The following is a 16,907-nucleotide window of genomic DNA, read 5'->3' on the forward strand; positions in this document are numbered from 1 at the left end:
CGGGCCCGAAGGTCGGCCTGACCGCGCGGGGCACGGTCCCGACGGACATGAAGGGCCCGCTGGCCGTGCGGGCCGATGGTTCCGTGGACCTGTCGCTCGCCAACGGTATTCTGGGAGCCTCCGGGCGCGAGGCGAAAGGGCTGCTGCGGATCGCCATGGCCGTTGCCGGAACCGCCGCGCAACCCCGCGCGACAGGCCGTGTCGACCTGACGGGCGGCGAAGTTCAGGACTTCGCACAGGGTGTCCGACTGACCGATATCACGGCGGGGATCGTCGCGGCGGGCGACCGTATCGTGATCGAGCGCTTCGATGCGAAGGCCGGCAAGGGCGGCCTGGCGCTGGCGGGATCGGTCGGTGCGTTCCAGCCTGGCATACCCGTCGCTCTGACGTTCACGGCGCACGACGCCACTCCGATCAGCAGCGACCTGATCACCGCCACGATGAACGCCGACATGGCGATCAAGGGAATGGCCACGCAGCGGATCGACGTCAGCGGTTCCGTCACCCTGCCGGAGGTTGAGGTGAACATTCCCAATGCCATGCCGGCCTCGGTGGCGACGCTCGACGTCGTGCGGCCCGGTGACAAGCCGCCGGCGCCCGTCTCGGCCACACGCCAGGGTGGCATGGTCGTCGGACTGGACGTGCATGTCGTCTCGCCCGGCCACTTCTTCGTGCGCGGCCACGGTCTGGATGCCGAGATGGCGGGCAACCTGCACGTTACCGGCGAGGCATCCGCACCCGTGGTCGAGGGTGGTTTTGACATGCGGCGCGGTAACTTCAACCTGGCCGCGATCGATCTTAATTTCACGCATGGTCGCGTGGCGTTCAATGGCAGCGGCGTCGCGCACAAACTGGACCCGACGCTTGATTTTCAGGCCGATCGCAACGTCAGCGGTACCACCGCGCGCCTGTCGGTCGGGGGGTATGCCAGCGACCCGAAGATCACGTTCTCGTCCATTCCGTCGCTGCCTCAGGATCAGGTGCTTGCGTTGCTGCTGTTCGGCAAGTCGGCCCAAGACCTGTCGACCACCGAACTGGCCGAGGTCGGTGCGGCACTGGCCTCCCTGGCCGGTGGCTCGTCGTTCGACCCGTTAGGCACGGTGCGAAAGTCTCTGGGCCTCGACCGCCTCCAGCTCGGCGGCGGGTCCGGCGTGGGGAACGGCGGTGCGTCCCTCGAAGCGGGTAAATACGTGATGCGGGGGGTGTATGTCGGGGCTAAGCAGGCGACGTCGGGCTCGGGGACGCAGGCGCAGGTTCAGGTCGATCTGACCAAGCGACTCAAGCTCAACACCACCGTCGGGACCGGTGGGAATGTCACCGGCTTCACCACTCCCGAAAACGACCCCGGCAGCAGTGTCGGCCTGTTGTACCAGTTCGATTATTGAGTGCGGGCAGGGACGGTCAGATCGGCGCGGCCGAGGAGGATTCGATCGCGCGCACGCGCTCGCACACACGCCGGACGACCGGCTTCCAGTCGAACAGTCTCGTCTGGCGGAAAATCTCCATATGGGGGTACCACTGGCTGTCCCGCTGGCCCACCGGCCAACGCCAGCAATGGTCGAGCCGGTCCAGCATCAGCACCGGTAACCCCAACCCCCCGGCAAGATGAACGCTCGACGTATCGACCGAGACGACAAGGTCCAGCGCCATCATCAGCGCGGCCGTGTCGTTCATGTCGTTCACATCGTCCATGGGGTCGAGCAGCGTGAAGCCCTTCTCCAAGGCCGCGATCTGGTCGCGCGGCGGTCCCAGCTGAAGGCTGACGAGGTCGATGCCCGGAAGACCGCTCAGCGGGCGCAGGGTCTCCAGAGGAATAGAACGCTTGCGATCGATCATGTGCGGAATGGTCTGCGTCGGGCGTGGCGCGCCACTCCATACGAGGCCAACGCGAAGCCCATCGAGCACCGACAGCCGCTTCTCCCACGTGGCGACCAGAGCGGGGTCGGCGCGTAGATATGGGACAGGATCGCCAAGCGGCCGCCCGGTCACGGCCAGAGCCCGGGGCAGGCTGATGAACGGACAGTGGTAGTCGAAATCAGGCGCGTCAGACTCCGTCCAGACGCGCGCCACGCCGTCCACCCGCTCCGCGAGCTTCTGGAGGGCGGGCGGGACCATTACCGTCACCACAGCGCCACGTCGTGCTAGCTCGGGCACGTACCGCAGATACATCAGCGTGTCGCCCAGCCCCTCCTCGTGCGTGACCAACACCCGCTTTGCGGCCAGATCCAGGCTCGCCGTAACATTGGGCAGCAGTGTCGCACGGGGCAGCGTCGTATGGCCCGGAAGCTGCAACCGCCATTCGTGCTCCGACCAGCCCTGCGCAAAACGACCGGCCTTCAGAAGTCCGATGGAGTGGTTCAGGCGAATGCGCGGATCCTGCGGTGCCATCGGCAGGACGACACGATAGATTGCCAGTGCGTCATCCATCGCACCGACAGCCGTGTACAGGCAGGCCAGATTCGCGTGGGCGGCGATATTGTTGGGATAGCGGTCGCAAAGGCGTTTCAGGATTGCGATGGCCTCGTCGTAGCGGCCGCTTTCGGACAGCATGGACGCCAGCACGAGCTGCACGTTCTGGTTGTGAGGATTCCTGGCCAGGGCAGACTGTTGCAGATGCAACGCCTCCTCGAAGCGGCCCGTCTGAACCAGAACGGTTGCCAACGCCTCCAGCCCCCTGGGATCATGGGGCGACAGCTCTACCACGCGGCGCAGCACGGCCTCGGCGGCCGGTCGCCTGTCGAGTGCGCCCATCGTCTCGATCAGGGAGTGGCCCGGATGAACCTGGTCCGGCGCGGCATCCGCCAGACGTACCGCCAACTGGGCGGCCTGTTCGACATCGCCGAGGCCGCTGAGCACCAGCAACGCCAGACGATCGATCGTGACGTCGCCATCACCGTAAAACGGGGCGAGAAGGGCATGAACGGCGCTGAAGTTCCCCGCGGATACTTCCAGCGATGCACGGGAGAGCGCTGCCTCGTTCGGTCGTGACGTCATAGGTGTTTCCAGGGGCGACGGATCATCGCGATAAATCCATCGGTGTTTGCGAGCATAGCGTCTTTAGATTTTGTGATGTTTTTAAATAACAAACATACTTCTCTGTCCGTAAGCAGTTGGGTTTGTTTGTAGTGACCGATCCGTGACGAGACAACACATCAGCTCCGGCGCGCGTTGCTTGATGCCCTGTGGCACGAGGCTCATAATGCAGGTTGACACGCCGCTGCACGGACACACTGACGATGATCGACCCCTTCTCCTGGCTTGCAGGCTGGATTCAGGAACACTGGCTCATACCGGTCCTCTATCACTTCGGGTGGATGGAGTGGGAAGATACGTCGTTCCTGTGGGCGATGTTCGCAATTTACGGTGTACTTCAGGTCGGCCTCAATCTGAGCGTCTGCATGCCGCTCGAACGTTTCTGGCCGCTCCAGAAATGGCCGACGCGCGAAGCGGTCGGGACTGATATTCTCTATACGCTGATCGCGCGCATCGGACTGTTTCCGCTGGTGACGTTCTTCCTGTTTTATCAGGCCCAGACATGGCTCAGCGGTGTCCTGACCGACCGCGGCTATATCCCGCCGACGCTTGAGACCACGTTTCCCATGCTGATTGACCACCCGGTCATCACATTTTTCTTGTATGCGTTCCTGCTCGATTTTGCCGACTACTGGCGTCATCGCTTTTCGCACATCTTCGGATGGTGGTACGGCCTGCACGCCATTCATCACGCCCAGGAAAAAATGACGTTCTGGTCGGATGACCGCAATCATCTGCTCGACGATACGATCACCTATCTGTGGGCCGTCATCATTGGCTTGCTGATCGGCGTGCCGCCGCTTCAGTTTCCGCTGCTGATGCTGATGCTCCGGTTTGTCGAAGGCCTATCGCACGCCAATACGCGTGTCGGCTTCGGCTGGCTGGGCGAGAGGCTTTTGGTATCGCCACAGTTTCATCGCGTCCATCACGGACACAAGGCCGCCGGCCGCCGCTCATGCAATTTCGGCGCGGTGTTCCCATGGTGGGACATGTTGTTCCGCACCGCCGACTTCTCGCATGACGTCGTCGAGACCGGCGACCCGCGTGCCGACCGCGCCATGATTGATGGCGGCTGGTGGGCGCAGCAGCGTGCCGGATTGAGATTGAGCGCGCGTCTGGCATTCCGCCGCTGGGGTCATACGACCACTCCGGCAAAACCGTCCGTTTCCACAGCGAGCCCGAACACCTGACGGGTCTCGTCCGTCAGCTCGCCCAGTTCTCGGCGAAGTCGTTATAGAGCGTCAGACCGCCGTCGACATATAGCGTCTGGCCCGTCACATAAGAAGCGGCGTCAGAGGCGAGAAACGCGATAGCCTCCGCGATCTCGTCCGACGTACCGGGACGGTGCATCGGAATGTGGCGGCACACGGCCTCGCGCTTGGCGGGGTCAGAGGTCCAGGCGTCGTTCATCGGCGTTTCGATGGCGCCGGGAGCCACGCCGTTCACACGAATGCCATGGCGCGCGAACTCCAGTGCCAACGTCCGGACGATGTTGCCGACCGCGCCCTTGCTGGCCGAATATCCGAGATAGCCGGGCTTGGGGATAATCTGATGAACGGAACTGTTGATCACGATGGTGCCGGATCGGCCCTCCGCACGCCACTGGTGCAGCGCGGCGCGCGCGCACAGGACCACGCCCGTGACGTTGACCGCCATGACGCGAGTGAAGGCGTCGAGGGTCAGGGAGTCCGACGGCTCCTCGGTCTGGATACCGGCGTTGCAGACCAGAATGTCCAGGCCGCCGAACGCGTCCTGAAGCGTCCGGAACATCGCCGCAACGCTGTCCTCCGCACTAATATCGCCGGGCAGGGCCACATGCGGGCCGCCGGGCAGTGATGTCAGTGCGTCTTCCAGCGCCTCGGGCCGATGTCCATTGACCGCGACCCGGGCGCCTTCGCGGGCGAACAACTGAGCCGTGGCAAGCCCGATGCCCTGCGACGATCCTGTAACGAACGCGCGGCGACCGCCGAAGCGACTGGGAAGGGTGATGGACATCGTAAGTGCAGCCTTCGCATGAAAGATTAAGGTGTCTCTCACACTGCAACGCGCCGAAGGGATGTCGGTTGACGCTTGCCAGCAGCGTCGCATAACCGGCTTTATCAGCCGGTCATACGGTCTCAGGATGGCGACCGATCAGGCTGCCTTCATGGTGGCCGTCAGGGCCTCGAGCACCTCGGTCGGTTCCTTGTTCTCAAGGACCGCGACCTCGGCCACGAAACGCTCCTGCGCCGCCTCAAACAACTTGCGCTCGCTGAAGCTGCCGTCGAGGCTGTCCACATTGCGGCGCAGGTCGCGCAGAACCTCGGCGATCTGCACCAGATCACCGGAGTTGATCTTTTCCTGATACGCCACGGCGCGGCGGGCCCACATGCCCTTGGACACATGCGGCTTGCCCTTGATGATCGTCATCGCCTTGTCGACGATCTCGCGCGAGACGATCTTGCGCAGGCCGGACCGGCGCGCCTTCGACAGAGGAATGCGCAACGTCATCTGGTTGCCGGGGAAGGAGATCTGGATGACTTCCAGCTGCGTGCCGGCGATCTCGTCGACACCGATCCGGTCCACCCGACCGACGCCGTGGGCGGCATAGACAATCGCGTCGCCTTCGCGGAAGGGGTCGTCATCCTTTTCCTTGACCTTCGCCTGAGCTGCCGTCGCTGCGGCAGCCGTGCGGGCCATCGCGTCTGTCATGCCCCCCTTGGGGCCCGTCCGAAAGGTATTCATGACGGAGGCTATAACAGAATTACCCGCAAATGTCTCGTTCGATCGCGCCCGGCGCTCAGGGCGCGACCCCCTTGACCGGAGCAAGCGGCCCTTCGGCAGGAACGCCCGCACCCTGAAGCAGATCGATTTCGATCGTCCGGCACATGGTGCGCATCGGCAAGCCGTGAGGGGTGGAATTGAACGGCTCTTCCAGATCGCTGCCGACCTTGTCCAGCCCGACGAAGAGCAGCCCGACCAGCGACGACCCCAGCGGGGTGATCCACCCCAGCGTCTGGACCATCGACAGCGGCAGAACCAGACAGAACACATGCACCAGCAGACGCGGGACGGTCGAAAACTGGATCGGCAGTGGCGTGTTGCGAATCCGCTCCAGGCCGCCTTGCGCGTTGGCCAGGTCCGACAGGATACGATCGATCTGACCATGCACCGCGCCATCGATGCCGCGCCTGGTCACTTCCTCGGTCACTCCGTAGCCGATCTGGTACAGCACGGCATTGGGACGGTTCGTCTTGGCCATGACGGCCTCATACATGGCAGGGGTCAGCAGCCGCCGGAGGTCCTCCGACACATCCACGCGGCCCAGGGCCCCGCGCAGGGCATGCGGATAGGCCGCCATGGCGCAGGCGAGATCCGGACGCTCCCTCAACAACGTCGAGGCCTGACGCCCGAACGAGCGCGAATTGTTGGTGATCGCCCCCCACAGCGTGCGCCCCTCCCACCAGCGGTTATAGGCCGCGGTGTTGCGAACGTTGAGATAGAGCACCAGTGCCGAGCCGATCAGCGACAGGGGCAGGGTGGGCTGCTCCATCCATTCCTGATGATAGACCTGAAACAGAATGACGACGACGAAATCCCATGCCGCCAGAAGCAGCAGCGGCAGCGCACTTTCCCGGACGAGAATAGCGACCCCTTTCCGGCGGTCCACGATCATACGGCGGCTCTCCCTGCATTCACCGTCCACGCGGACGGGTTTTTCTAGCGATGACAACAGCTAACGCATGAGGCAGGCTTGCGTGGCAATCGCACGGCGCACGATTGTGGCCACCAGCCACGATTTGTCAGGCTTCGGACAAACATACCCGTTACCCATGGATTTTTGCATGACGTACCCGTTGCAACACCTCGTTTTTCGCCGTCTCTCCGCCGGATTGCGGCGCGGGACGACGGCACTGTGGTGCGCCGTCGTCCTGTCGGCGATCGCGGGATGCGCACAGCCTGAACCTGTGGCTGCGCCGACGCCGGTTGCCACGGCGCATGGAGATTTCAGGCACTATACACTGGCCCTGACCTGGCAACCCGGGTTCTGCGCGACCGTGCCCGGCTGCGTCGCCGGCCAGCCGCGCGCACCGCTCATCGGGCTGCACGGTCTGTGGGCGTCTCGTCCGCAAAGCCTGATCCGCGACCATGTACCGGCCCCGACATGGTGGGCGAAGGGCTGCGCCCTGTTCGATGCCCCCGGAACCGACGAGACGCCGGTCGATCCGCCCGTGACCGCGCAGACACGGGATGCGCTCGACCGTGTCGTGCCGCGACTGGCGTCGTCACTGACTGCGCATGAATACGTCAAGCATGCACGCTGCTTCGGGTTCGCGCCCGATACGTTCTTCCGCACCGCCCTGTCGCTACGAAGCCGACTGGCGGACTCGGCGTTCGGTCAGTGGTTGCAGCGTCAGGCCGGGCAGGACGTGGCACATGACGCCGTCCTGTCGGCATTTGCCGCGGATCCACACGTGCGAGGAGCGACGCCTCTGCCCGCAGGCGCGCTCCAACTCCGTTGTGAACGCGACACCGCCGGGCGAACCATCCTGACGCAACTGTGGCTTACGGTGTCCCCGACGAAGCTTGCGCTGTTCCCAAACGCCGAGGCCGCACTCTCGCCACCCGAGGCTCAGGACAACTGCCCCGCACGGTTCGTCATTCCCAACTGGCCCGCCTGAGTTTTTGCGGTCGCGACGGCGTCGCGTTACTCGCCCATCAGATGCATGACGACCGAGCGCCGGTGCGGGTGACGCCGATGTTCGAACAGATACAGGCCCTGCCAGGTGCCCAGTACCATCTGGCCGCCCGAGACAGGGATGGACATCTGCGTCTGCGTCAGCACGGTGCGCAGGTGTGCGGGCATGTCGTCCGGCCCCTCGTAGTCATGGATGTAAGGGTGGTCCTCGGGGACGAGAGCGTCGAAATACCGCTCGATGTCGGTTCGCACCGTGGGGTCGGCGTTTTCCTGCACGACCAGCGACGCGGAGGTATGGCGGCACCACAGGGTCAGCAGCCCGGTCTCGATGTCACTGTCCGCCACGAAAGCCGCGACGGACTCCGTTATGGGAATGAGGCCCTTGCGTCGGGTCTGGATCGTCAGTGTCTCGATCGCCTGTCGCATGGACCTCTCTCCGTATGGTTTATCGAATGAACCCCACCAGCGCCTCGGCCTCGGCCACGATAGGGTCCGCGAGTGCGGCCGCGCGCCGTGCGCCGTCCCGAAGCATGGCATCGAGATGGGCGGTATCGGCCAGCAGGCGACGCGTTTCCGCAGCGATGGGAGCGACCGTGTCCACGACGACCTCGGTCAGCGCGGCCTTGAACGGCCCGAAGCCCTCGCCGCCGTGCCGGGCGAGCACCTCTTCGGCCGACAGGCCGGCCAGCGCCGCATAGATGCCGACCAGATTGCGCGCTTCGGCGCGCCCCTCCAGACCAGCGATTTCAGACGGCAAAGGTTCCGGGTCGGTCCTGGCGCGACGCAGCTTCAGGGCGATCGCGTCGGCATCATCGGTCATTTCGATTCGGCTCTGCTCAGAGGGATCGGACTTGGACATCTTCTTCGTGCCGTCGCGCAGGCTCATGACCCGGGCGGACACGGGCGGGATCACGGCCTCGATCTGCGGGAAGAAATCCGTGCCGTAATCATGGTTGAACTTCTGGGCGATGTCGTTGGCCAGTTCGAGATGCTGGCGCTGGTCGTCGCCGACCGGCACGCGCGTCGCCTTGTAGGCCAGGATATCCGCCGCCATCAGCGCCGGGTAGGTGTATAGGCCAGCCGAATGGTTCTCCCGGTCCTTTCCGGCCTTGTCCTTGAACTGGGTCATGCGATTGAGCCAGCCGAGCCGCACGACGCAGGTGAAAATCCATCCCAGTCGCGCGTGTGCGCTGACCTGCGACTGGTTGAACAGGATGTGGGCCTTCGGATCGATGCCGGAGGCCAGGAGAACGGCGGTCTGGGCGCGTGTCTGCTCACGCAGGGTTGCCGGATCCTGAAACATCGTGATCGCGTGCATGTCTACCAGACTGAAGATGCACTCGTGATCGTTCTGCAGCCGTACCCAGTTGCGGATCGCGCCCAGATAATTGCCGAGCTGCGGGACACCGGTGGGCTGTATGCCAGAGAAGATACGTTGCATCGGGCTGTCGTCGATCCATCAAGGGGGAGGGGCAGACCCGGTTCTTCAGGGAAGCGGCGTCACCCTGTCAAGGTGCGCGCGTTCGTCCCACACCATGCCGGGAGACAGGGTCTCGCGGCGGGCCAGCGCGATATCGTTCGCGGTGAACACGGGCGCGACCGTCGAATCACCCCGGCTGCACAACCAAGTCAGGATGGCGGCGATCGTCGGGTCGTCCAGACGGCGGAACGACGGCATTTCGCCCGAGTAAGGCTCGCCCCCGGCGTGTATCGGACCGCTGACACCATTGAGAAGCACATGCTGAAGATAGCGCCGCCCCAGCTCCGTCGCGGCGATGCGGTCCAGTCGCCCACGCAGGGGCGGCGTCTCGCCCGGCATGCCTTCGCCGCCGTGATGACAGATGCCGCAGTTGGTCGCGTAGGCGGCATGGCCCTTGTCGCGTGGCGTGCAGGCGCTGACCGCCACAAGACTCAGGGCGCCCGCCAACGCCCCGGAAAGACGGCGCACGTCCGTTATTCGACGCCGAGCAACTGGATCCTGAAGACCAGGGGGCTGTCCTTGGGGATGATGCCCATCGCCTTGTGGCCGTAGCCGAGTTCCGGCGGCACATACAGCATCCAGATGTCACCGACATGCATCATCGGCAGCGCCTCCATCCACCCCTTCACAAGACCGTCCAGCGGCATCTGCATGTAAGCGCCGTTGCCGTGCTGGTCGGAGCTGTCGAAGATCGAACCGTCCGGCAGGCGCCCCTCGTAAATAACCAGCATGGTGCCGCCGGGATGCGGCTGCGCACCGTCGGTTGGCCCGGACTTCAAAACCTTGTAAGCGAGCCCGTCGGGCAGGACCTTGACGCCGGGCTCCGAACGCTCCTTGGCGAACTGCTGGGCCGGGGTCAGTTCCGGCTCGTCCGGATGGCCGCCGCAGGCACTCAGCGAGAGGGAGGTCAGCAGGGCGAGAGACAGGAGGGCCGGACGAGTCATGATGTCCCTTCGTGGCGTGGCATTAAGGCGGAAAGGCGGTGCGTCACGGTCACGAAACCGCGCGCCCCGCCCGGGATGTCACAGGGCGCCGCCGCGCCGCCCGATCTGGCCACCGAGACGCAGGCGCAGTGCGTTGAGCTTGATGAAGCCCTGCGCATCGACCTGATTATAGGCCCCTTCGTCATCCTCGAAGGTCACAACGCGGGTATCGTAGAGGCTGTTGGGGCTCTCGCGGCCGACGCAGACCACGTTGCCCTTGTAGAGCTTGAGACGAACGCGACCGGTGACGGACTGCTGGCTGGTGTCGATCAGGGCCTGAAGCATGCGACGCTCGGGCGAGAACCAGAACCCGTTATAGATCAGCTCCGCATAGCGGGGCATGATGCTGTCCTTCAGGTGTCCGGCCTCGCGGTCCAGCGTGATCGTCTCCATCGAACGGTGCGCCTGCAGCAGGATGGTGCCGCCCGGGGTCTCGTAAACGCCGCGCGACTTCATGCCGACGAAGCGATTCTCCACGAGATCGAGGCGCCCGATCCCATTGGCGCGGCCGAGCTCGTTCAGGCGCGTCAGCAGCGTCGCGGGCGACATCGCGACGCCGTTGATGGCCACCGGGTCGCCCGATACGAAATCGATCGCGATCTCGGTCGCGACGTCCGGCGCGGCCTCGGGCGCGATGGTGCGCTGGAACACGATCTCGTCCGGCTCAACCGCCGGGTCTTCCAGCAGCTTGCCTTCGGAGGACGAATGCAGAAGGTTCGCGTCCACCGAGAACGGGGCCTCGCCGCGCTTGTCCTTGGCGATGGGGATCTGGTGTTCCTCGGCGAAGGCCAGCAGGCGCGTGCGCGACGTCAGGTCCCATTCCCGCCACGGCGCGATCACCGTCACGTCGGGCTTCAACGCGTAGTAGGCGAGTTCGAACCGGACCTGGTCGTTGCCCTTGCCGGTCGCACCATGGGCGACGGCGTCGGCGCCAACCTGCTCGGCGATTTCAATCTGGCGCTGGGCGATCAGCGGACGGGCGATCGACGTGCCCAGCAGGTACTGGCCCTCGTACAGCGTGTTGGCGCGGAACATCGGAAAGACGAAGTCCTTGACGAACGTCTCGCGCAGGTCCTCGACGAAGATTTCCTTCACGCCGAACATCTCGGCCTTCCTGCGCGCCGGCTCCAGTTCCTCGCCCTGACCCAGGTCGGCGGTGAAGGTCACGACCTCGCAGCCATAGTTGGTCTGCAGCCAGCGCAGGATAACCGAGGTGTCGAGACCGCCGGAATAGGCGAGAACGACTTTCTTGACTTCGCGGGCGGCCATGGAACGGGTCTCCGATCGGCGAGGGGTGGATATGGGACAGTGACGACAGGGTCAGCGCAGGCTCCTAGCACCGCTGGCGCGTGCTCGCCAGACCATGCGTTGTGCCGGGGTTCAGACGCCCTGCACGTCGTCCGCCGCATCGTGCGCGGCCAGTGCGGCGCGCGCGCGACGGCTCTCGGTGCGCAACTGGCCGCATGCGGCCAGAATGTCACGGCCGCGCGGCATGCGGATGGGAGAGGCAAAGCCCGCATCCATGACGATCTGCGCGAAACGGTTGAGCTGCTCCCGGGTCGAGGGGCGGTAGGCGCTGCCGGGCCACGGGTTGAACGGAATGAGGTTCACCTTGGCCGGGATGCCCGAAATCAGGCGCACAAGCTCGCGTGCTTCGGCTTCCGAATCGTTGACGCCCCGCAACATGATGTATTCAAACGTGATCCGGCGGGCGTTGCTGGCCGCCGGATAGCGGCGGCAGGCCGCCAGCAGGTCCTCGATCGGGTATTTGCGATTGAGCGGCACGATCTCGTCGCGCAAGTCGTTCGTCACCGCATGAAGCGAGATGGCAAGGTTGATGCCCAATTCTTCGCCGCACCGGTCCATCATCGGCACGACGCCCGACGTCGACAGCGTGATGCGCCGGCGCGACAGGCCGATCCCCTCGCCATCCATGACGATCCGCATCGCGCGGGCGACATTCTCGTAATTATACAGCGGCTCGCCCATGCCCATCAGCACGATGGTCGACAGAAGCCGCGGCGTCTCGCCACGCGGACTCGGCCATTCGCCGTAGGAATCGCGCGCACCCATGAACTGGCCCACGATTTCGGCCGCTCCCAGATTGCGCACCAGCTTCTGCGTACCGGTATGACAGAAGGTGCAGGACAGGGTGCAGCCGACCTGCGACGAGATGCAGACCGCACCCCGGTCCTCGCGCCGGTCGGGAATATAGACGGTCTCGGCTTCCTGGCCGTCGCGAAAACGAAACAGGAATTTGCGTGTTTCGTCGGTCGAGGTCTGTACCGTCGCGGCCTCGGGGCGGCCGATGACGAAGCGTTCGGCCAGCTTTTCCTGCAGCGGCTTTGCGATCGAGCTCATACGCGAGAAATCGGTCGCGCCCTGATGATAGATCCAGTGCCAGAGCTGCTTGATGCGGAACGCCTTTTCCCCGATCGCAAGAAGCTCCTCGGTCAGTTCCTCGCGCGTCAGCCCGACCAGATCGCGACGTCCGTCCGCCGTCACCGCCGGGGGCGGGGCGAACAGGGCCGACTTGGCCAGGATCCGCGTGCGCTCGGCCTCGGTCAGGTCGGAGATGGCAGGTCGCTCGGCAATAAGGGTCATGACGGGTTCAGAATGTCCATGGTTTGGGCCGCGACAGGGGCGATACCGGGCCTTCCCCTAACAAACGGCGTGCCGGAAAGGAAAGTAAAAACGGGCTCCACAGACTGTGCGGACCCGCCGGGACCGTCCGGTCGATGCCCCATGTTCACCGCATTCCGGTCATCAGGACGCCATGCCTGCTGGCAAGGAAGGGAAGGTCAACAAGCAAGGGAGTGCGATCATGTCGAACGACGAATTCGAAACCAAGCTCGCCCGTTTCGATCATCTTATCCACGATGACGACGCCCCGATGGAACCGTCGGTTCTATGGCGCCTGCTGTCCGAACTCGCCGCCCTTGATGCGATGGGCGGTCTGGACGAACGCCGCGCGCGCTGAGACAGTCGGGGCTGTCGCGCGAAACCGGCACGGGGAGCCCTGTCTGATGTCAACACGTGTCGGGGATGACGGGAAGGCGCTCTCGCAGTCTCGCGACGATCGCCAGACGCGGCTCGAGGCCGGGCGGCAGCGCAGAAAAGACGTCGCGCGGCGCCACCAGAGCGCGTGGACCGTGCAACCGGACAGGACGGTGCCGCTCGACATTCTGCGCGCGCAGGGCAGGGCACGGATCCCTGAACTCCTGCCCATTCGATACCAGCGCATGCGCGCGTCCGCCTTCGCTTTTCTGCGGGGGGCGGCCGCCGTGATGGCGGCCGATGTGGCGCGTACGCCTACCGCACGCCTGGGCGTACAGGCCTGCGGCGATTGCCATCTGGCCAATTTCGGCACCTTTACATCGCCCGAGGGCGCGCCGGTCTTCGACATTAACGACTTCGACGAGACAGCGGCCGCGCCTTTCGAGTGGGACGTGAAAAGGCTCGCGACCAGCTTCGTGCTGGCGGCACGCGAACGGGGCGCCACGACAGGGGAGGCACGCTATCTCGCGGCGTGTGCCGCACGGCATTATGCGCGGGAGATGCGCGTCCTGGCGTGGCAGGCGCCGCTGGCCGGCTGGTCCGTCCGGTCGGATCTGGGCGCCGCGATCGAGACCATACGGCCCCCGCGTCGCCGGGCCCGGGTGCGCGATCACCTCCAGCAACAGGTGCAGAGCGCGGCGTCGCAGTTCGGTCTGCTGGGCACGGACATGCGCGTTCCCCGGTTCCGCGACCGCCCGCCCCTGGTCATGCGTCTGCCCGAGCATGACACGCGCATACGAACCGCCTTTGCCCGTTATCTCGAAAGCCTGCCGGCGGAGCGTCGCCTGCTGCTGGAGCGATATGCGCTGCGCGACGTTATCTTCAAGGTCGTCGGCGTAGGCAGCGTCGGCACGTATTGCGCGATCGGCCTGTTCACCACGGCGGACGGCCAGCCACTGCTTCTTCAGATCAAGGAGGCCAGCGCCTCGGTCCTCGAACCCTTTGCCGGGCCGTCGCCTTACGCCAACGGTGGCGAACGCGTGGTGACCGGGCAGCGGATCATGCAAGCCACGCCGGATATGTTTCTCGGCTGGACGCACGAGCCCGATCAGGCCGGACAACAGGCACGCCATTTCTACGTCCGGCGGATGAAAGACGGCCGGATGGCGCAGATCGGCGAGATGATGGAAGCCGAAGGCCTTCGCAACTATGCCCAACTGTGTGGACGCACCCTGGCGCGGGCACACGCGCGCTCGGGCGATGCCGCCCTGATCAGTGGCTACACAGGCCGTGGGCGCCGGTTCTCGTACGCCATAGCCGAGTTCGCGCTGCGCTATGCCCGACAGACGCACGAAGACTGGACGGTGTTCTGTGCCGCGCTGGACAACGGCGTACTGGCCTGAGAGCTCGTGGCGGGGCCGGGGAGGGCTTCGGGCCCGTTCCCGTCACGTGTGCAGATCGAGCAGCACCTTTGCCGCCTGACGACGGTCCGCGCCGATCGCAAAGGCATCCTGATGCTCGTCGAGCGTCATCTGGTGCGTAACCAGAATATCCGCGATCTCCGGCCGTTTCGCCAGCAACAGCAGCGCGTCGTCAAACTCCGTGTCGAAGCGAAGCGTGCCACGGAAATCGAGTTCGCGGCTGATGATCTGCGCCAGGGGGGTTTCCACCAGACCCGGGGGGAACATCCCGACCTGAACCAGAATTCCCCCGCGCCGTGTGCGCGCTACGGCATTCGGAAGGGCTGCGGCGACGCCTGTAGCCTCGAACACCACATCGAATTCCTCGTCCGGTGGCTCGTCGCGCGCGTTCCATGTTGCGTGCGCGCCTAGTTTCGATGCCAGTGACAGGGGAAAGTCCTGCAAGTCCGTGGCGACAATCCGTCCCGCACCGTGGTCTGACAGCCCGGCGACCACCAGGGCCCCGATCGGTCCGGCGCCCTGCACCAGCACGCTCCGCCCTCGCACGTCGCCGGCGCGGGCTATGGCATGCAGGGCGACAGCCAGGGGTTCGGCAAGTGCCGCGCGGCGCACATCAAGGCCTGGCGGCAAGGCGCGCACCTGTTCGGCGCGCACGATCATCGACGTGCGGAAGCCACCATCGGTATGCGGCAGGAACGCGGCGCTGCCGAAAAAGCGGGTCGAGCGGCAGAGATGGCGAAGCCCGCGCCGGCATTCCGGGCACTCGCCGCACGGGCGCGCGGGGTGAATGGCGACGTCCTGCCCGGGGTGGAACCCGCCCACACCGGCGCCGAGGCGATCGATCGTGCCGGAGACCTCATGGCCGAGAATCATCGGCTCACGCAGGACCGAAGCTCCGACGCCGCCATGCTGAAAATAGTGCAGATCGGACCCGCAAAGCCCGCCCCAGGCCAGCGTGATCCGGATCTCGCCCGGCCCCGGGGCGTCGGTGGTGATCGGCGTCAGACGCACATCGTGGGCGGCATGAATGACGAGTGCCTTTCCATCCAACGTGTCGGCACCGGCCTCATCGATCAGCGTCATACTCCGTTCCTTCCCCTTGGTGATGCGGGATCTCGCGTCCCTTTACGGGTCAGGAAAGCGCGTGTTGCTGTCGGCTGTAAACGGGGAGGGTCGTCATAGTGGCGTGAACCTTGGTTCAAGGCCGGCCGGTCAACCCTCGTACAGGGCACCGATCAGAAACTCCCGATTGCCTTCGGGGCCGAGGATCGGGCTTGGCTCCACACCCGTGACGCGCCAGCCGGGGAGGTCCGACCACCACGTCGTGATGGCGGCACACACGGCCTCATGGACGGAGGCATCGCGTACGACGCCTTTCGCGCCGACATGCTCGCGCCCGGCCTCGAACTGCGGCTTGATCAGCGCGATCGCCCAGGCGCCGGGAGCACAGAGTGCCAGCGCGGCCGGCAGAACCGTTCGTAGTCCGATAAAGCTCGCGTCACAGACGACACATCCTGGAGCCTCCGGGATCAACGCCGCCGACAGGGTTCGCGCGTTGCATTTTTCCATCACGACGACGCGTGAGTCACTGCGCAACTTCCATGCAAGCTGGCCGTGCCCGACATCGACGGCATAAACCCTGGCCGCGCCGCGGGTCAGCAGGACGTCGGTAAAGCCGCCCGTAGACGCGCCGACGTCGATGGCGGTCCGCCCCGACGGGTCAAAGCCGAATGTCTCCAGCCCGTGAGCCAGCTTGAGCCCCCCGCGCGACACCCAGGGATGGTCCTGTCCCTTGAGGATCAGGTGCGCGTCTTCTGGCAGAAGGTCGCCGGCCTTGGCCACCTGACGGTCGCCGTTATAGACAACGCCCGCCATGATAAGGGCCTGAGCGCGCGAGCGGGTTTCGACCAGCCCGCGCTCGACCAGCATCTGGTCGGCACGTTGCCTGGCCATATCAGGCGCTCTGCCGCGAACCCCCGGCCGCGCCCAGCGCCGAGACCGCAGTTGCGACGATATGGGCGGCATTGAGGCCGGCCTGGTTGTATTGTTCGTCGGGCGTGTTGTGGTCGATGAAGGTGTCTGGGAGTGTCATGGGTCGGAAGCGGACGCGGTCGAGCAGTCCGGTGCGGGCGAGGTGGTGCATGACGTAGGCGCCGAAACCGCCCTCGGCGCCTTCCTCGAGGGTGATCAGCACGGCGTGGTTGCGGGCGAGCTGGTCGATCAGGGCGGTGTCGAGCGGCTTGGCGAAGCGGGCGTCGACGACGGTGGGCGCCAGGCCGCGCGCGGCGAGCTGGTCGGCGGCCTTGAGCGCCTCG

Annotated in this window: 18 protein-coding genes; 5 read left to right on the forward strand and 13 right to left on the reverse strand. The window is 65.2% G+C overall.

What is annotated here, in order from left to right; translation table 11 throughout:
* The coding region (locus HUK82_RS08805) for a translocation/assembly module TamB domain-containing protein (protein ID WP_176613617.1) at positions 1–1,385 on the forward strand (1,385 nt) is incomplete at its 5' end.
* 16 nt (positions 1,386–1,401) lie between these two features.
* Here the strand turns inward: HUK82_RS08805 and HUK82_RS08810 are convergent.
* Positions 1,402–2,994 carry a tetratricopeptide repeat protein gene (locus HUK82_RS08810; RefSeq protein ID WP_176613618.1) on the reverse strand — a complete coding sequence of 531 codons (1,593 nt, stop codon included), beginning with the start codon at positions 2,992–2,994 and terminating at the stop codon, positions 1,402–1,404.
* A 242-nt stretch (positions 2,995–3,236) separates the two neighbouring features.
* On the opposite strand from HUK82_RS08810, the gene HUK82_RS08815 reads away from it, so the two are divergent.
* The gene (locus tag HUK82_RS08815; RefSeq protein ID WP_176613619.1) at positions 3,237–4,223 is read left to right on the forward strand and encodes a sterol desaturase family protein; all 987 of its coding nucleotides are present in this window, start codon (positions 3,237–3,239) and stop codon (positions 4,221–4,223) included.
* Between the two features lie 13 nt (positions 4,224–4,236).
* On the opposite strand, the gene HUK82_RS08820 is transcribed toward HUK82_RS08815, so the two are convergent.
* From HUK82_RS08820 to HUK82_RS08830, 3 genes are all read right to left on the reverse strand, one after another.
* The gene (locus HUK82_RS08820; RefSeq protein ID WP_176613620.1) at positions 4,237–5,028 is read right to left on the reverse strand and encodes a glucose 1-dehydrogenase; all 792 of its coding nucleotides are present in this window, start codon (positions 5,026–5,028) and stop codon (positions 4,237–4,239) included.
* Between the two features lie 138 nt (positions 5,029–5,166).
* A complete protein-coding gene (locus HUK82_RS08825) occupies positions 5,167–5,757 on the reverse strand; it encodes a CarD family transcriptional regulator (RefSeq protein ID WP_176613621.1) in 591 nt (196 codons plus the stop codon).
* 55 nt (positions 5,758–5,812) lie between these two features.
* Entirely contained in the window at positions 5,813–6,688 is an 876-nt protein-coding gene (locus tag HUK82_RS08830) for a bestrophin family protein (RefSeq protein ID WP_176613622.1), read from the reverse strand.
* A gap of 169 nt (positions 6,689–6,857) precedes the next feature.
* Between HUK82_RS08830 and HUK82_RS08835 the strand changes: the two genes are divergently transcribed.
* The gene (locus HUK82_RS08835) at positions 6,858–7,694 is read left to right on the forward strand and encodes a ribonuclease T2 family protein (RefSeq protein WP_176613623.1); all 837 of its coding nucleotides are present in this window, start codon (positions 6,858–6,860) and stop codon (positions 7,692–7,694) included.
* A gap of 26 nt (positions 7,695–7,720) precedes the next feature.
* On the opposite strand, the gene HUK82_RS08840 is transcribed toward HUK82_RS08835, so the two are convergent.
* From HUK82_RS08840 to rlmN, 6 genes are all read right to left on the reverse strand, one after another.
* Positions 7,721–8,137: a secondary thiamine-phosphate synthase enzyme YjbQ gene (locus HUK82_RS08840; RefSeq protein ID WP_176613624.1), complete on the reverse strand. Its 417-nt coding sequence runs from the start codon at positions 8,135–8,137 to the stop codon at positions 7,721–7,723.
* A gap of 19 nt (positions 8,138–8,156) precedes the next feature.
* Positions 8,157–9,152 (reverse strand): tryptophan--tRNA ligase, encoded by a 996-nt coding sequence (gene trpS, locus HUK82_RS08845; protein ID WP_176613625.1) that lies wholly within the window; start codon positions 9,150–9,152, stop codon positions 8,157–8,159.
* Positions 9,153–9,197: 45 nt separating this feature from the next.
* A complete protein-coding gene (locus HUK82_RS08850) occupies positions 9,198–9,659 on the reverse strand; it encodes a c-type cytochrome (RefSeq protein WP_176613626.1) in 462 nt (153 codons plus the stop codon).
* A 5-nt stretch (positions 9,660–9,664) separates the two neighbouring features.
* Positions 9,665–10,135 (reverse strand): FKBP-type peptidyl-prolyl cis-trans isomerase, encoded by a 471-nt coding sequence (locus tag HUK82_RS08855; protein ID WP_176613627.1) that lies wholly within the window; start codon positions 10,133–10,135, stop codon positions 9,665–9,667.
* A 78-nt stretch (positions 10,136–10,213) separates the two neighbouring features.
* Positions 10,214–11,443 carry an argininosuccinate synthase gene (locus HUK82_RS08860; RefSeq protein WP_176613628.1) on the reverse strand — a complete coding sequence of 410 codons (1,230 nt, stop codon included), beginning with the start codon at positions 11,441–11,443 and terminating at the stop codon, positions 10,214–10,216.
* A 111-nt stretch (positions 11,444–11,554) separates the two neighbouring features.
* Complete coding sequence (gene rlmN, locus HUK82_RS08865) at positions 11,555–12,778, reverse strand: 23S rRNA (adenine(2503)-C(2))-methyltransferase RlmN (RefSeq protein ID WP_176613629.1); 1,224 nt, start codon at positions 12,776–12,778, stop codon at positions 11,555–11,557.
* Between the two features lie 220 nt (positions 12,779–12,998).
* On the opposite strand from rlmN, the gene HUK82_RS08870 reads away from it, so the two are divergent.
* Both HUK82_RS08870 and HUK82_RS08875 read left to right on the forward strand, forming a co-directional pair.
* Entirely contained in the window at positions 12,999–13,154 is a 156-nt protein-coding gene (locus tag HUK82_RS08870; protein ID WP_176613630.1) for a hypothetical protein, read from the forward strand.
* 46 nt (positions 13,155–13,200) lie between these two features.
* The gene (locus HUK82_RS08875) at positions 13,201–14,574 is read left to right on the forward strand and encodes a DUF2252 domain-containing protein (protein ID WP_176613631.1); all 1,374 of its coding nucleotides are present in this window, start codon (positions 13,201–13,203) and stop codon (positions 14,572–14,574) included.
* A gap of 42 nt (positions 14,575–14,616) precedes the next feature.
* Here HUK82_RS08875 and HUK82_RS08880 read toward each other — a convergent pair whose 3' ends face one another.
* The 3 genes from HUK82_RS08880 to HUK82_RS08890 all read right to left on the reverse strand — a co-directional run.
* Complete coding sequence (locus HUK82_RS08880) at positions 14,617–15,675, reverse strand: L-idonate 5-dehydrogenase (RefSeq protein ID WP_176613632.1); 1,059 nt, start codon at positions 15,673–15,675, stop codon at positions 14,617–14,619.
* Positions 15,676–15,804: 129 nt separating this feature from the next.
* Positions 15,805–16,545 (reverse strand): TlyA family RNA methyltransferase, encoded by a 741-nt coding sequence (locus HUK82_RS08885; protein WP_176613633.1) that lies wholly within the window; start codon positions 16,543–16,545, stop codon positions 15,805–15,807.
* A gap of 1 nt (position 16,546) precedes the next feature.
* Positions 16,547–16,907, reverse strand: a 361-nt coding sequence (locus HUK82_RS08890) for a transketolase C-terminal domain-containing protein (protein ID WP_305144403.1), incomplete at its 5' end; no start/stop codon positions are given.

Origin of the sequence: Ameyamaea chiangmaiensis, from assembly GCF_013376175.1 — a bacterium.
Classification (GTDB): domain Bacteria; phylum Pseudomonadota; class Alphaproteobacteria; order Acetobacterales; family Acetobacteraceae; genus Ameyamaea; species Ameyamaea chiangmaiensis.

Excerpts from the sequence above, each read along its gene's own strand:
- HUK82_RS08880 (WP_176613632.1), bottom strand. The coding sequence starts at position 15,675 with ATGACGCTGATCGATGAGGCCGGTGCCGACACGTTGGATGGAAAGGCA.
- rlmN (WP_176613629.1), bottom strand. The coding sequence starts at position 12,778 with ATGACCCTTATTGCCGAGCGACCTGCCATCTCCGACCTGACCGAGGCC.
- HUK82_RS08860 (WP_176613628.1), bottom strand. The coding sequence starts at position 11,443 with ATGGCCGCCCGCGAAGTCAAGAAAGTCGTTCTCGCCTATTCCGGCGGT.
- HUK82_RS08830 (WP_176613622.1), bottom strand. The coding sequence starts at position 6,688 with ATGATCGTGGACCGCCGGAAAGGGGTCGCTATTCTCGTCCGGGAAAGT.
- HUK82_RS08855 (WP_176613627.1), bottom strand. The coding sequence starts at position 10,135 with ATGACTCGTCCGGCCCTCCTGTCTCTCGCCCTGCTGACCTCCCTCTCG.
- HUK82_RS08835 (WP_176613623.1), top strand. The coding sequence starts at position 6,858 with ATGACGTACCCGTTGCAACACCTCGTTTTTCGCCGTCTCTCCGCCGGA.
- HUK82_RS08840 (WP_176613624.1), bottom strand. The coding sequence starts at position 8,137 with ATGCGACAGGCGATCGAGACACTGACGATCCAGACCCGACGCAAGGGC.
- HUK82_RS08820 (WP_176613620.1), bottom strand. The coding sequence starts at position 5,028 with ATGTCCATCACCCTTCCCAGTCGCTTCGGCGGTCGCCGCGCGTTCGTT.
- HUK82_RS08815 (WP_176613619.1), top strand. The coding sequence starts at position 3,237 with ATGATCGACCCCTTCTCCTGGCTTGCAGGCTGGATTCAGGAACACTGG.
- HUK82_RS08875 (WP_176613631.1), top strand. The coding sequence starts at position 13,201 with ATGTCAACACGTGTCGGGGATGACGGGAAGGCGCTCTCGCAGTCTCGC.
- HUK82_RS08885 (WP_176613633.1), bottom strand. The coding sequence starts at position 16,545 with ATGGCCAGGCAACGTGCCGACCAGATGCTGGTCGAGCGCGGGCTGGTC.
- HUK82_RS08825 (WP_176613621.1), bottom strand. The coding sequence starts at position 5,757 with ATGAATACCTTTCGGACGGGCCCCAAGGGGGGCATGACAGACGCGATG.
- HUK82_RS08870 (WP_176613630.1), top strand. The coding sequence starts at position 12,999 with ATGTCGAACGACGAATTCGAAACCAAGCTCGCCCGTTTCGATCATCTT.
- HUK82_RS08810 (WP_176613618.1), bottom strand. The coding sequence starts at position 2,994 with ATGACGTCACGACCGAACGAGGCAGCGCTCTCCCGTGCATCGCTGGAA.
- trpS (WP_176613625.1), bottom strand. The coding sequence starts at position 9,152 with ATGCAACGTATCTTCTCTGGCATACAGCCCACCGGTGTCCCGCAGCTC.